12 protein-coding genes are annotated in these 13,801 nt (G+C 69.1%); 10 read left to right on the forward strand and 2 right to left on the reverse strand.

The genetic code is table 11. The features are described from left to right. Positions 1-60: 60 nt before the first annotated feature. From ABZX02_RS15815 to ABZX02_RS15825, 3 genes are read left to right on the forward strand one after another with little or no spacing between them, the layout of a single operon-like run. Positions 61-555, forward strand: a complete 495-nt coding sequence (locus tag ABZX02_RS15815; protein ID WP_355298682.1) for a phosphatase PAP2 family protein — start codon at positions 61-63, stop codon at positions 553-555. Beyond that, positions 552-1,943: a histidine kinase gene (locus ABZX02_RS15820; RefSeq protein ID WP_355298684.1), complete on the forward strand. Its 1,392-nt coding sequence runs from the start codon at positions 552-554 to the stop codon at positions 1,941-1,943. Before ABZX02_RS15815 ends, ABZX02_RS15820 begins: the two co-directional genes overlap by 4 nt. Further along, positions 1,940-2,590, forward strand: a complete 651-nt coding sequence (locus ABZX02_RS15825; RefSeq protein WP_355298686.1) for a response regulator transcription factor — start codon at positions 1,940-1,942, stop codon at positions 2,588-2,590. The genes ABZX02_RS15820 and ABZX02_RS15825 overlap by 4 nt, the downstream gene beginning before the upstream one ends. Here the strand turns inward: ABZX02_RS15825 and ABZX02_RS15830 are convergent. Continuing rightward, a complete protein-coding gene (locus ABZX02_RS15830) occupies positions 2,587-4,167 on the reverse strand; it encodes a cation acetate symporter (RefSeq protein ID WP_355298687.1) in 1,581 nt (526 codons plus the stop codon). The two genes, ABZX02_RS15825 and ABZX02_RS15830, sit on opposite strands and share 4 nt — an antisense overlap. A 3-nt stretch (positions 4,168-4,170) precedes the next feature. Then, positions 4,171-4,617 (reverse strand): DUF485 domain-containing protein, encoded by a 447-nt coding sequence (locus tag ABZX02_RS15835; RefSeq protein ID WP_355298689.1) that lies wholly within the window; start codon positions 4,615-4,617, stop codon positions 4,171-4,173. Between the two features lie 268 nt (positions 4,618-4,885). Between ABZX02_RS15835 and ABZX02_RS15840 the strand changes: the two genes are divergently transcribed. The 7 genes from ABZX02_RS15840 to ABZX02_RS15870 all read left to right on the forward strand — a co-directional run bounded on the left by ABZX02_RS15840 (position 4,886) and on the right by ABZX02_RS15870 (position 13,433). Further along, positions 4,886-6,346 (forward strand): OFA family MFS transporter, encoded by a 1,461-nt coding sequence (locus ABZX02_RS15840; protein ID WP_355298691.1) that lies wholly within the window; start codon positions 4,886-4,888, stop codon positions 6,344-6,346. Further along, positions 6,343-6,468, forward strand: coding sequence for a hypothetical protein (locus ABZX02_RS15845; RefSeq protein WP_319967897.1), 126 nt, complete (start codon positions 6,343-6,345; stop codon positions 6,466-6,468). Before ABZX02_RS15840 ends, ABZX02_RS15845 begins: the two co-directional genes overlap by 4 nt. Further along, positions 6,468-8,570: a nitrate- and nitrite sensing domain-containing protein gene (locus ABZX02_RS15850; protein ID WP_355298693.1), complete on the forward strand. Its 2,103-nt coding sequence runs from the start codon at positions 6,468-6,470 to the stop codon at positions 8,568-8,570. The genes ABZX02_RS15845 and ABZX02_RS15850 overlap by 1 nt, the downstream gene beginning before the upstream one ends. After that, entirely contained in the window at positions 8,567-8,965 is a 399-nt protein-coding gene (locus ABZX02_RS15855; protein WP_355298695.1) for a roadblock/LC7 domain-containing protein, read from the forward strand. The genes ABZX02_RS15850 and ABZX02_RS15855 overlap by 4 nt, the downstream gene beginning before the upstream one ends. Then, complete coding sequence (locus tag ABZX02_RS15860) at positions 8,962-9,492, forward strand: DUF742 domain-containing protein (RefSeq protein ID WP_355298697.1); 531 nt, start codon at positions 8,962-8,964, stop codon at positions 9,490-9,492. Before ABZX02_RS15855 ends, ABZX02_RS15860 begins: the two co-directional genes overlap by 4 nt. Before the next feature lie 429 nt (positions 9,493-9,921). Continuing rightward, a complete protein-coding gene (locus ABZX02_RS15865) occupies positions 9,922-10,509 on the forward strand; it encodes a nitroreductase family protein (protein WP_355298699.1) in 588 nt (195 codons plus the stop codon). Then, entirely contained in the window at positions 10,506-13,433 is a 2,928-nt protein-coding gene (locus ABZX02_RS15870; RefSeq protein WP_355298701.1) for a BTAD domain-containing putative transcriptional regulator, read from the forward strand. Before ABZX02_RS15865 ends, ABZX02_RS15870 begins: the two co-directional genes overlap by 4 nt. The last annotated feature ends 368 nt before the right edge of the window (positions 13,434-13,801 follow it).

The raw sequence follows: 13,801 nt of genomic DNA on the forward strand, positions 1-13,801 counted from the left end.
GGTCGGATCGGTTCCGAACGGCAGGGGTGCCCCAGCCGGGATCTTCGTAGGTTCGGCTGGGTGACTTGGCTGACTGTGGGCACCGACGCGGTGCTCGTCGTGTTCGCGTTGATGTTCGGACTGCTGTGGTTCCAGCACAGGCTGCGCGCCTTCCTCGCCGGCGCCGGTGTGGTGGTCGCCTACGCGATCAGCGAGGTGGTCAAGCTCGTCGTGCAGGAGGAACGGCCGTGCCGCACGCGGCCGTCGATCGCGGAGTGCCCGGAGCCCGGCGACTGGTCGTTCCCCAGCAACCACTCGGTGATCGCGGGGTCGTCCGCGATGGCGATCTGGGCGCTGCACCGGACCTACGGCTGGGTGGCGGCGGTCTGCGCGGTCGCGGCGGCGGCGTCGCGCGTGGTCGTGGGTGTCCACTATGTACACGACGTGCTGGCCGGGCTGGCGCTCGGCGCGCTGGTGTCGTGGGGGATCGCGGTGCTGCTGAAGAAGAAGCTGCCGGTGCGGCCGCAGCGCGCGGAGGTGGACGCGCCGACCGTGGTGATGCAGCGACTGCGATGATGGCGGTCGTGTGGGAGGTCCTGCTCTACCTGGTGCTGTTCACCGCCGCGTTCGTCGTCGTGCGCCGGCGCCAGGCGGTCGCCCTCGGGCTGGCACTGGGAACCTGGCTCGTCTGCTACCTCGTCAGCGTCGAGTTCGACGTTCCCGTCCTCGTGCTCGCCCCCGCGCTCGCGCTGGTCAGCTTCCTCGCCGGGCGGTGCGCCCCGGACCCGCGTCCGGGCGCGATCACCCTGACCGTCGCGGAGGTCGCGGGGGTCGTCGTCGCCCTGACCGAGCGCGGCGGGTCCGACACCGCTCTCGCCGTCACCTCCGGCATCGGCGTCCTCGGTGTCGTCCCCTGGGCGTTCGGCCGGTTCCGGCGCCGGTACGCGGAACTGCGGGAGGTCGGCTGGGAGCACGCCTCGTTGCTGGAGCGCAGCGCGGAGAACGCCCGCGCCGCCGAACGTGCCCGCCTCGCCGGCGAGATGCACGACCTCGTCGGCCACGAGCTGGCGCGGGCCGCGTTGCTGACCGGCGCGCTGGAGCTCGAACCGACCCTCACACCGGACCAGCGCGAGGCCGCCAAGACCGCGCGCGCCAGCGTCACGGCCGCCGCCGAACGGCTCGCCGACGTCATGCAGGTCCTGCGGGCCGACGAGGACGAACCGGTCGCGACGATCGAGGAGGTCGTCGCGCGGAGCGGGCTCGACGTCGAGCTGGTCAACCACCGCCGGACCGCGATCGACGGCATCATCGCGAGGACCGTGCACCGGGTGACGGCCGAGGCGCTGACGAACGTGATCAAGCACGCGCCCGGCGCGAAGGTCACCGTCTCGCTCACCGCCAACCTCGAGCTCCGCATCACCAACGGCCCGGCGCCGCGGACCGACGCGGTCGGCAGCGGCAAGGGCCTGGTGGGCCTCGCCGAACGGGTCGCGCTCGTCGGCGGCTGGTTCGAGGCCGCACCGAGCGACGACGGCGGGTTCGAGGTCAGGGCGAAGCTCCCCGAACGGCCGCGCGCCCGCACGACGCCCACGCACGTCCGCCGGGAACGCACGCAGGAGGAGCTCCGCAAGAGCGCGCGGCGGACCGTCCTGATCACCTCGGCGGTGTGCGCGGGCATCGCCGTCGGCGTGCCGGGCTACATGGTGTTCGACGCCGTCACGTCCGTTCTCACGCCCCAGCAGTTCGAACGGGCACAACTCGGGCAGCGCGAGGACGACCTGGACCTGCCGCTGCGCACGCGCGTCGACAACCCGCTGGGCGTGACCGCGCCGCCCGGCACCGAGTGCCGCTACTACAGCACGCACCCCAACCCTTTCGACGGCGACCGCCACGACCTGCACCAGCTGTGCTTCCGGAATGATCGGCTCGTGCTGAAGGAGTGGCTCGCCAGGAGGAGCGGTTGATCAGGGTCGTGCTCGCGGACGACGAACCGGTGGTCAGGTTCGGCGTGAAGGCCGTCCTCGCGACCGCCGGGGACGTCGAGGTGGTCGCGGAGGCGGAGAACGGCAGCGCGGCGATCGACCTGGTCGCCCGGCACCGGCCCGACGTCGCCGTGCTCGATATCCGCATGCCGGTGTTCGACGGGCTGGACGCGGCGAAGGTGATCCGCGAGTGCCATCCGGGCACGAAGACGCTGGTGCTGACGACGTTCGCGGACGACGCGTACATCAGCCGGGCGCTGGGGGAGGGAGCGGCCGGGTTCGTGCTGAAGACCGGCGACCCGCAGGAGATCATCTCCGGCGTCCGCGCGGTCGCGGGCGGTGGCGCGTACCTGTCGCCCCTGGTGGCCAAGAGGGTCGTGGACCAGCTCTCCCGCGCGCACCCGCAACCCCTAGCGGCGCAACGGGTCGAGGTGCTGACCGCGCGGGAGCGGGAGGTGCTCGGACTGGTCGGCGCCGGGCTGTCCAACGCGGAGATCGCGGCACGCCTCTACGTCGTCGAGGGCACCATCAAGGTGTACGTCAGCACGATCTTCCGGCAGTTGGGCGTCCGCAACCGCGTGCAGGCCGCGATCATCGCCCACGAGTCGGGGCTCATCCCGCGCGGCTAGGTGCGGGCGCCGATGCCCGAGATCGCGCGGACCTCCATCTCGGCCGACCGGGCGTCCATCTCCGGCTCGCGCTTGGAGAAGATCGTCGCGAGGAACCCGCAGAGGAACGAGAACGGGATCGACACGAGGCCCGGGTTGCCGAGCGGGAACCAGGCGAAGTCGACGTCCGGGAAGATCGACGTCTTCGCGCCCGACAGCACCGGCGAGAAGATGATGAGCACCAGGCACGAGCCGAGACCGCCGTAGATGCTCCACAACGTGCCGGTGGTGTTGAAGCGCCGCCAGAAGATCGTGTAGAGGATCGTCGACAGGTTCGCCGAGGCGGCCAGCGCCAGCGCGAGCGACACGAGGAACGCGACGTTCTGCCCGTTCGCCGCGATGCCGCCGATGATCGACAGGACGCCGACGACGACCGCGGTCAGCCGGGCGACCCGGATCTCGCGCCGCGGTTCGGCGTTGCCGCGCTTGATCACGTTCGCGTACACGTCGTGCGCGAACGAGGCGGAGGCCGCGAGCGTCAGGCCGGCGACGACCGCGAGGATCGTGGCGAACGCGACCGCGGAGACGACGCCGAGCAGCACCGCGCCACCGATCTCGAACGCGAGCAGCGGCGCGGCGGAGTTCTCGCCACCGGGTGCCGCGGCGATCTTGTCGGTGCCGACCAGCGCCATCGCGCCGAAGCCGATCACCAGCGTGCACAGGTAGAAGATGACCATCGTCCAGGTCGCCCACACCACCGAACGACGGGCCTCCGTCGCGTTCGGCACGGTGTAGAAGCGCATCAGCACGTGCGGCAGGGACGCGATGCCGAGCACGAGCGACAGCGCCAGCGAGACGAAGTCCAGTTTGGACATCGCGCTGAAGCCGTACTTGGCGCCGGGGTCGAGCACCGCCTCGCCGAGCTTGTTGTTCTCGGTGGCCTGCTGCATGATCGCCGACAGGCTGAAGCCGAACTTGCCCAGCAGGAACACGCTCATCAGCGTCACGCAGAGCAGCAGCAGGACGGCCTTGATGATCTGCACCCACGTGGTGCCCTTCATGCCGCCGAGCAGCACGTAGAGCACCATGACCATGCCGACCAGGGCGATCAGGACCGCCTGGCCCCACTTCGAGGTCACGTTGAGCAGCAACGCGATCAGGCCGCCGGCACCCGCCATCTGCGCGATCATGTAGAAGAACGAGATCACCAGCGTTGCGTTCGCCGCGGCCGCGCGGACCGGGCGCTGCTTCATCCGGAACGCCAGCACGTCGCCGACGGTGAAGCGGCCGGTGTTGCGCAGGCCCTCCGCGATCAGCAGCAGGCCGACGAGCCACGCGACGACCCAGCCGACGGAGTAGAGGAAGCCGTCGTAGCCGTGCGCCGCGATGCCGCCGGAGATGCCGAGGAACGACGCGGCGGACAGGAAGTCGCCCGAGAGCGCCACGCCGTTCTGCGCGCCGGTGAACGAGCTGCCGGCGGCGTAGTAGTCCGACGCCGTCACGTTCCGGCTGCTGAAGCGGTAGACGATGTAGAGGGTGATCAGGACGAACACCGCGAAGACGCTGAGGTTCAGCACCGGGTTGCCGGTGGTGGGCATGACTTACTCCTCGACGCCTGTCTTCTCGGCGAGCAATTTCCGCTGCGGGTCCAGCCGTCGCTTTGCGTAACGGGCATAACCGAGCGTGATGATGATCGAAGTCACAAACTGTCCGAGGCCCAGCAGGATCCCGAGGTTGATCACGCCGATCACCTTGGTGCTGACGAAGTCTTTCGCGTACGCGGACAGCAGTACGAAGGTCAGGTACGACGTGAGGAAAAGCGCGGTCATCGGGAAGATGAACGTCGTGAGACGGCGGCGGAGCGTGCGGAATTCGTCGGTCTGGCGAATCAGCTCGAACTTCGGGTTGCCGTCGGAATCGACGTACGACAAAGTCTCGGGGTCGTCGAACGACGCGAAACCCCGGATTTCCCGGTACTCCTGCTGTGCTTCGCCAGGCGACCTCATCGCCTTGGTCATGTGGTCCTGCCCCTCGTGTGCGGCGCTCACTCTAGCGTCCTCACGTGTGCAGTCAACGTGGCGGAGAGCGCGGAAACGGGCGAAACCGGACCAATGCCGGACCTGCACAGGACTGAAACCGGACTGAAAACCGGCTTCTCATTCGTCTCAAATGGTTCGCACCAGGCGTTGTATCAAGTGGACAGTCGTGAGTTGCGCCGTGTGCAACACCTGAAGTCTTGCTCAAGGCCGTTGTCGCACGTGTGCACCTGGCCTAGGATCGGCCGGTCCGCATTAAGTGGTGACGGTTGGGGATAAAGTGGGGTTCTTAGCGCGCGAACGCCAAGTCGCGCCTCCCGGATGGAACCGCTGGCTCGTTCCGCCCGCAGCTCTGGCGATTCATCTCTCCATTGGTCAGGCTTACGCCTGGAGCGTCTTCAAGACGCCGCTGGAGAAATCCCTGGGCATCACGGGAACGCAGTCCGCACTCCCGTTCCAGCTCGGCATCGTGATGCTCGGCCTCTCCGCCGCCGTCCTCGGCACGACGGTGGAGCGCAGGGGTCCGCGCTGGGCGATGCTCATGTCGCTGCTCGCCTTCTGCTCCGGTCTGCTGATCTCGGCGGTCGGCGTCTGGGCGGGGCAGTACTGGATCGTCGTCGTGGGCTACGGCCTGGTCGGCGGCATCGGCCTCGGCATCGGCTACATCTCGCCGGTCTCGACGCTGATCAAGTGGTTCCCCGACCGTCCGGGCATGGCGACCGGCATCGCGATCATGGGCTTCGGCGGCGGTGCGCTGATCGCGTCCCCGTGGTCGACCTCGATGCTGACGGCGTTCGGCGCCACCACGTCGGGCATCGGCAAGGCCTTCCTCGTGCACGGCCTCGCGTACGCGGTCTTCATGAGCCTCGGCGTGCTGCTGATCCGCCTGCCCTCCAAGGAGTTCACGGCGGAGAAGGAAGCCCTCCTCAAGGACAGGCCGAAGGCGAACGTCGCGTTCAACGTCTCGGCCAACAACGCGATCAAGACGCCGCAGTTCTGGCTGCTGTGGGTCGTGCTGTGCTTCAACGTCACCGCGGGCATCGGCATCCTGGAGAAGGCCGCGCCGATGCTGGTCGACTTCTTCAAGGAGTCCTCGACGCCGGTCGCCGCGACCGCCGCCACCGGCTTCGTCGCGCTGCTCTCGGCCGCGAACATGGCCGGCCGGTTCATCTGGTCGTCCACTTCGGACATCGTGGGCCGCAAGAACATCTACCGCCTCTACCTCGGCGTCGGCGCCCTGCTCTACCTGGTGCTGCTGACGGTCGGCTCGACCAGCACCCCGCTGTTCGTCATCGCGGCGATGGTGATCCTGTCGTTCTACGGCGCGGGCTTCGCGACCGTGCCCGCGTACCTGCGGGACCTGTTCGGCACCTACCAGGTCGGCGCGATCCACGGCCGCCTGCTGACCGCGTGGTCGGTGGCGGGCGTGCTCGGGCCGCTGATCGTCAACGCGATCGCGGACGCGGGCAAGCGGGCGGGGCACACCGGCCCTGACTTGTACGCGACGTCGTTCTACATCATGATCTCGCTGCTGGTCGTCGGTTTCGTCGCGAACGAGTTGATCCGCCCGGTGGATCCGAAGTTCCACGAGCCGAAGGCCGCTGTCGAGGCCGAGCAGACGCCCGAGGAGACGTCGGGCAGGAGCGACGACGACGCGGTCGCCAAGTGGAACGAGGCCGAGGCCGCCGAAGTCTCAGGTGCCGCTGAGAAGGACGACGCGGAAGGCGTGGTGAAGAAGTGAGCTCACCCCAAGAGAGCCGATCCAGCACGTTGTTGCTGATCGGTGCGTGGCTGTGGGTGGGTCTCCCGCTCGCCTACGGCCTGTACCGGCTGTTCCTGAACGCGGCCAAGCTCTTCGTCTGATGCTCAACGCGCTCGTCAACTGGCGCAACTGGCGCCTGCCGGTGAAGCTCGCCGCGGTGTTGATCGTTCCGGTCACCATCGCGGTGGGCGCCGGCGTGTTGCAGATCAACTCGCAGATCGACCGCGCCGAGACCTACGCGGGCCTGCAGCGCCTGGTGAAGGTCCGCGCCGCCCTCATCCCCGTGATCGAGGGCGTGCAGGCGGAACGGCGGATCGTCGCGGAGGGCGTCGGCCCGGAGGCCCTCGCCGAGCAGAGCAAGCGCACCGACGACGCCCGCGCGGTGCTGCGCGACCAGATCGGCAAGACCTCGCTCAGCGAGGTCGTGACCGCCCGCATCTACGACGTGCAGAACCGCATCGGCGACCTGACGGTTCTGCGCGACCGCAGCAGCAACGACATCCCCGCGGTGATCAAGATCTACAGCGAGCTGACCGACTCGCTGCTCGACGTCGACGAGGTCATGGCGAGCGAGTTCGGCGACGCCGCCCTGCTGCGCACCGCGATGGGCCTGCACCACGTCGTGCACGTGCGCGACCAGGTGCTCTACCAGCAGGCCGTCGTGCTGTCCGGGCTCACCCGCGGCCAGCTGACCAACGCCGAAGTCCGCGCGCTCGTCGAGTCGAACGTCAAGCTCGGCTACATCGCGGACGAGTTCGCGGCCCTCGCGACGCCCGACCAGATGAAGGTCTACGGCAAGAACTTCAGCGGCCCGGACATCGAGGCACAACGCACGATGCTCGCCGCCGCGGTGCTGCACCCGACCTCGGACGCGCCGAACACGGGCAACAACACCGGCACCAACGCGAACAACCGGCCGAAGCCGTTGCCGATCGCGGCGGCGGACTGGACCAAGGCCTCCGGTGCCGTGGTCACGGCCATGGGCAGCGTGGTCGAGGGCCTGCAGACCGACCTGCGCGACACGGCGGACCGCCTGCGCGACGAGTCGAGCGACGCCGCCGGTGCCGCGTCCGCGATCCTGTTCGCCAGCCTGATCCTGGCCGCCACGGTCGGCTTCGTCGTCGGCCGCTACCTGCTGCGTTCGCTGAACGCGCTGCGCCGCTCCGCGCTCGACGTCGCCTGGGAGAAGCTCCCGGAGATGGTCGCGACCGGCCGCGGCAGCACCGAGGTCGAGTCCGTGCCGGTCCACACGACCGAGGAGTTCGGCCAGGTGGCGCGCGCGTTCGACGCGGTGCACCAGCAGGCCGTGAAGTCGGTCATCGAGCAGGCGAGCATGCGCGCCAACATGCGCAACATCTTCGTGAACCTCTCGCGGCGCAGCCAGAGCCTCGTCGAACGCCAGCTCAAGCTGATGGAGGAGCTGGAGAAGTACGAGGAGGACCCGGACCAGCTCGCGAACCTCTTCAAGCTCGACCACCTCGCCACCCGCATGCGCCGCAACAACGAGAACCTCATGGTGCTCTCCGGCGGCGACGTGGCCAGGCGGTTCCACAAGCCGATCCCGCTCACCGACGTGCTGCGCGCGGCGGCCGCGGAGATCGAGCAGTACCAGCGGGTCATGGTGCACACGGCGCCGAACGCCGAGGTCGTCGGCTACGTCGCGAGCGACCTGGTGCGCCTGCTGGCCGAACTGCTGGACAACGCGACGGCGTTCTCGCCGCCGCACACCCAGGTCTCGATCAGCGCGTCGATCGAGGCGGGCGACATCGTGCAGATCGACGTCGTCGACCACGGCATCGGCATCGACGCCGAGGCACTCGCGGGCGTGAACCACCGGCTCGAGGCCGCCGGTGAAGGTGTCGACGTGCAGGTCTTCCGCGAAATGGGTCTCTTCGTCGTGGGCAGGCTCGCCGCACGCCACCAGATCGTGGTACGTCTGGACGCCGTACAGGGTTCCGGGACTCGCGCGATCGTGTTGGTTCCGGCCGAACTGGCACCACGACGGCAAGAGACCTGGGAGTCTTTCCGAGGGGAGGCGATCGAACGGCAGCAGGCTTCGTGGTTCCAGCAGACGTCGCACGCCGCCGCGTCGCCGCCTCCCCCCGCACCCGCACGCCAGACGCCGGAGTCGGCCCGAGGTTTCCTCAACGCCTTCCAGCGCGGTGTGCAACGCGGCCTTCCCGAAAACCAGGAGAGTCGATGAGCACGCAGGTGGACCAGTTCGGCTGGCTGGTCACCAACTTCGCCGAACGCACGCCCGGCATCGAGCACGCCGTGGTGATCTCCGCGGACGGACTGGTGTTGATCTCGTCCTCGAAGCTGCCCGCGCACGTCGCGCCGCAGTTCGCGGCGATCGTGGCCGGCGTGGTCTCCCTCGCCGAGTCCGCCTCCCAGTGCTTCGCCGGCGAGGCGGTGGTCCGCACGGTCGTGCAGATGGACGGCGGCGTCATGCTGCTGTCCTCGATCAGCGACGGCTCCGTCCTCGCGGTGCTGGCGTCGTCGTCGAGCGACGTCGCCCAGGTCGCCTACGAGATGACGGTGGTCGTGCGGCAGGTGGGCCAGCTGCTCACGCCCGAACTGCGGGCCGAGCTCGCATGAGAGAGCCCGAGGAACAGGTCAACTTCGGCGATCTGATCAGCGGATTCAGCTTCGACAGCGAGCGGATCCGCAAGCGCGGCAAGAAGGCCAAGCCGCAGCGGGCGCCGGAACCGCCGCCCGCCACGCCGGACCCGTACGCGACGCTGCCGTTCGAGCCGTTCGCCTCGCTGCCGTCGGTGGAGACCGGGGTCGAGACCTCGTCGATCGTGCGCGCTTATGCGTGGACCGGTGGGCGGACCACGTCCGACGTGCACCTGGAGATCGAGACGCTGGTTTCGGTCAACGAGTTCTCTTCTACGGCTGTTCGGCCCGAGCACCAGGACGTGCTGGCGTTGTGCTCGCAGCCTCGGTCGGTGGCGGAGATCGCGGCGTTGCGCGGGTTGCCGTTGGGGGTTACCAAGGTGCTGCTCGGCGATATGGCCGGGCACGGGTTGATCGATGTGCATCGGACGGCTTCGTCGTATGGTGCGGATCGGCCTGATGGGATGTTGTTGGAGCGGGTGTTGGCTGGGCTTCGGCGGCTTTGAGGCTGGCTCGGGCTGCTCGGGGCGGCTTGCGTTCGTTGGTTGCGGTTCCAGCGGGGTGGGCGAGTGCCTTGCGTCCTGTCACCTTGCGAGGGTGGTCGGCTTGGGCCGGGACGAGCCGGGTCATTTCATCGCCGCTTCGCGACGATAGCGATTGGGGCTTGACTTCGGGGCCCTTGCGAGACGCTGGTCGGCCGTTAAAAGCCGGGCTGAAAAGAGCCCGGCCGAGCTTGGCAGGGTAGCGTCTCGCACCCAAAGTCAAGCCCCAATCGCCATCGTGCGTGGTTGCTTTGAGAGGGCACGTCGCCGTTACCGCTTGCCCGACAACGAAGGTCTCACTGCTCGCCTTCGGCATCGCGTGAAGCCCCGTGGTGCGGTGTGCCGCCACTGATACGGTCGAGTTGGGTTTCTCGACTATCTGGGGGTAGGGCGATGGAGTTCCAGGACGTGGTCCGGCGGCGGCGGATGGTGCGGAAGTTCACCGATCAGCCTGTCAGCGACGAGAGCATTCAGCGGATCATGCGCAACGCTGTGCGCGGGCCTTCTGCCGGGTTCTCGCAGGGGCAGGGGTTCCTGGTGTTGCAGGGGGAGTCGTTGCGGCGGCTCGCCGAGATGTTCGAGTGGTGGGGTGGCGAGAACGCCAAGACCGCGCCTGTGGTGGTGATCCCCTTCTCGGCCAAGGACGTGTACCTGGAGCGGTATGCGCAGGCCGACAAGGGGTGGACCGACCGCAGTGAGGACCACTGGCCGGTGCCCTACTGGGACATCGACACCGGTATGGCCGCCTTGTTGATCCTGCAGACGGCTGTGGACGAGGGGCTCGGGGCCGTGTTCTTCGGGACCGACAAGGACAAGTGGCCCGAGTTGCGGGCGGCGTTCGGGGTGCCGGACATGTACGTGCCCATCGGGATGATCGCGATCGGGCACCCGGCGGAGGACGGGATCTCCGAGGGTGCTTCGCCGCGCACTCGCAAGCGGAAGCCGTTGGACGAGGTCGTGCACTGGGGTCAGTGGACGTGAGGTCGTTCGGCCTGCTCGGGCCGTTGGACGTGGTGCTCGACGGGCGGCCGGTCCACATCCCGCCCGGTAAGCGGCGGGTGGTGCTCGCGGCCTTGTTGGTGCGGGCCGGGCAGGTGGTCGGGGTCGACGAGCTGGTCGAGTTGGCCGGGGGGTCGCGCAACGCGCTGCAGACCACGGTCGGGCGGTTGCGGGAGGTGTTGCCGGGGCTGCTGGTGACGAAGCCCGGCGGGTACCTGCTCGACGTGTCGCCGGACGAGGTCGACGTGCACCGGTTCGGGTTGTTGGAGCCCCGGGAGGCGTTGGCGCTGTGGCGCGGGCGGCCGTTCGTGGATGTCGGGTGCGACGCCCTCGAGCGTGATCACGTGCCCGCGTTGACCGAGAGGTACCTGGCGACGCTGGAGGCGCGGATCGAAGAAGATCTCCGCGCCGGTGAGCACGAGCGGCTCGTGCCCGAGCTGCGGTCGCTCACGCTGCAGCACCCGACGCGGGAGCGGATGTGGGCGCAGCTCGTCGTGGCGCTGCACCGGTGTGATCGGCAGACCGAGGCGTTGCAGGCCTACGACGACATCCGCGGGCGGCTCGCGGACGAGCTCGGCCTCGATCCCGGCAAGGACCTGCAGAAGGCGCACCAGCAGGTGCTCACGGCCGACAACCGGCCCCGTGCGCGCAACGACCTGCCCGGTGACATCGCCGACTTCGCCGGTCGTGGCGAGGACCTGGACGAGATCCTCGCCGCCGTGCCGTCCGGGTGCGTGGCGATCACCGCGATCGACGGCATGGCGGGCATCGGCAAGACCACGATCGCGGTGCGGGCCGCGCACCGGCTCGCCGGCCGGTTCCCCGACGCGCAGCTGTTCGTGGACCTGCACTCCCACACCGCCGGTGTCGAGCCGCGCACGCCGTCGGACGCGCTGCTGGAGCTGCTGACCGCGCTCGGCGTGCCCGCGCAGGACATCCCGGACGGGCTGGACGCCCGTGCGGCGCGGTGGCGGGCGGAAATGGCCCACCGCAAGGCGCTCGTGGTGCTCGACAACGCGGGCAGCACCGCGCAGGTCCGCCCGTTGCTGCCCGGCACCGGCCTCGTGCTGGTGACGAGCCGCCGCCGGTTGGTGGACCTCGACGCGGCGCACACGATCTCGCTCGACGTGCTGTCCGAAGAGGACTCGCTGAACCTGCTCGCGAGCATCGTCGGCCGTCAGCGAGTCGACCGTGACCTGGAGTCCGCGCGCGAGGTCGTCCGGCTCTGCGGCTACCTGCCACTGGCCGTGCGGATCGTCGGTGCCCGGTGGCGCACGCGGCCGGCGTGGACCGCGCGGGACCTGACCCGCCGCCTCACCGAGCAGCGGCTGGCGGAGCTGGCCGCGGGCGAGCGCAGTGTGGCGGGCGCGTTCGCGTTGTCCTACCAGCAGCTCACGGCCGAGCAGCAACGGCTGTTCCGGCGGTTGGGTCTGCACACCGGCGAGGACTGGGACGTGCACCTCGCGGCCGCCGTGATCGGTGCGACGCGGGCCGAGGCCGAACGGTTGCTGGACGAGCTGCTGGACGCGCACCTGGTGCAGCAGAAGGAGAACGGCCGCTACCGGTTCCACGACCTGCTGGCGGACCACGCGAAGGCGTCGGTCGAGGAGGACGAGCGGGAAGAAGCCGTCGTCCGCGTCCTCGACCACTACCTGCACCACGCCGCCGAGGCCGGGGCCAGGCTGAACCCCGGCCGGCCGCGGATCGAGACCGCCGTCCGGTACGTGCCGGTCGACCCGGTGCGGCTCGCGACGCACGCGGACGCGGTGGCGTGGCTGGAGCAGGAGCGGCTGAACCTCAAGGCGGCGGTATACTTCGCGGCCTACCAGGGGCACTACCGGCACGCGTGGCAGCTGCCGCACCTCATCACCTACTTCCTGCTGATGCGCGGCTACGGCCGTGAACGGGTGGAGCTGCAGAGCCTCGCGCTGGCGGCCACCCACCAGCTCGGGGACCTGAAGGCCCGCGCGGAAGCGTTGCGGGGACTGGGATCCGCGTACATCGAGGACAGCGACCCGAGGGCGGTGCGGCACCTGCACGAGGCGCTCGACCTGATGCGGCAGATCAGGGACCTGCGCGGCGAGGCCTCGACGCTCGGTCTGCTCGGCCTGATCGCGCGGGAACGCCGTGAGTTTGACAAGGCGATGGAGTACAACGAACGCGGACTTCAGCTGATGCGCCACGTCGGGGCGAAGACGGGCGAGGCCAACGCGCTGAACAACATCGGTGTCGTGCACGCCGAACGAGGTGAGAACGACAAGGCTCTGGTGTACCTCGAGGAGGCGCTGGAGCTGTTGGCGGGACAAGGCGACGTGCGGTCGTGCGCGATGATCCTGCACGACATCGGTTACGTGCACTACAACGAGTTCCGGGACGAGGAGGCCGTCCGGTTCATCGACCGGAGTCTCGCGGCGTACCGGGAGATCGGCGACTGGCGCGGCGGGGTGCTGGCCATGGCCGACTTCGGCTACCTGCTCTACGCCATGGGCAGGCTCGACGCCGCTCGCGAGATGGTGCGCGCGATGCTGGAGCAGACCCGCGAGGGGATGAACCAGCCGGACGACGAGTCGGTCCTCGCGGCCATGGCGACGGTCAGGGACCGCCAGGGCGGCATGTCGATCCTGATCTCCCTCGCCCTGCACGCCGAGCTGACCGGACGGCCGCACGCGGCGGTCGGGTACGCCCGGCGGTGTCTCGACCTGGTGCGCCGGAACCAGCGGGGCTGGGGCGAGGCGCGGTTGCTCATCCAGCTGGCCGACCTGCACCACGCGCTCGGCGACCAGGCAGCCGCGCTCCGGTGCGCGCGGGAGGCGGTGCCGGCCGCCGAACGCCTGTGCCAGCCGCGCACGGTCGCCCGCGCGCGGGCCTCCCTGGCTAGAGCCACAGCCCCAGCGCCACCAACGTGACCACGGCCGTCACCAGCACGGCGAAGGCCATCCCCTGACGCACCCTGTCCCCGGTCGTCCGCATCCTCGTGCTCCCCTCGGTGGTGTCGCCACCGAGGGTGGGCGAGCCCGTCCCCACACCGTCCCCACCGCGGTCACACGGATTCAGCGGAATTCGAGCGGAAGGCGCGGGGGTGTGTTTTGATCACCGGAGTGTGAGGTACTCGTGAGGTATTGCTCCAATGGAGTGCTTGGCCCGCTCGTAAGATTCCGTTAGGGTCGCATTCGCGAGCAATTGGCAGGGCGCGGCGCGTTATCAAAAATCGCCCGAAAATTGATCGAAAATTAGCCACTTGTTCGATTGAAACCATCTCGCTGCTCCGTCCGGG

Origin of the sequence: Lentzea sp. NPDC003310 (genome assembly GCF_040610935.1) — a bacterium.
Lineage (GTDB): Bacteria > Actinomycetota > Actinomycetes > Mycobacteriales > Pseudonocardiaceae > Lentzea.

Coding starts and splice junctions, on each gene's coding strand:
- ABZX02_RS15865 (WP_355298699.1), top strand. CDS start 9,922: ATGGAGTTCCAGGACGTGGTCCGGCGGCGGCGGATGGTGCGGAAGTTC.
- ABZX02_RS15860 (WP_355298697.1), top strand. CDS start 8,962: ATGAGAGAGCCCGAGGAACAGGTCAACTTCGGCGATCTGATCAGCGGA.
- ABZX02_RS15820 (WP_355298684.1), top strand. CDS start 552: ATGATGGCGGTCGTGTGGGAGGTCCTGCTCTACCTGGTGCTGTTCACC.
- ABZX02_RS15830 (WP_355298687.1), bottom strand. CDS start 4,167: ATGCCCACCACCGGCAACCCGGTGCTGAACCTCAGCGTCTTCGCGGTG.
- ABZX02_RS15850 (WP_355298693.1), top strand. CDS start 6,468: ATGCTCAACGCGCTCGTCAACTGGCGCAACTGGCGCCTGCCGGTGAAG.
- ABZX02_RS15855 (WP_355298695.1), top strand. CDS start 8,567: ATGAGCACGCAGGTGGACCAGTTCGGCTGGCTGGTCACCAACTTCGCC.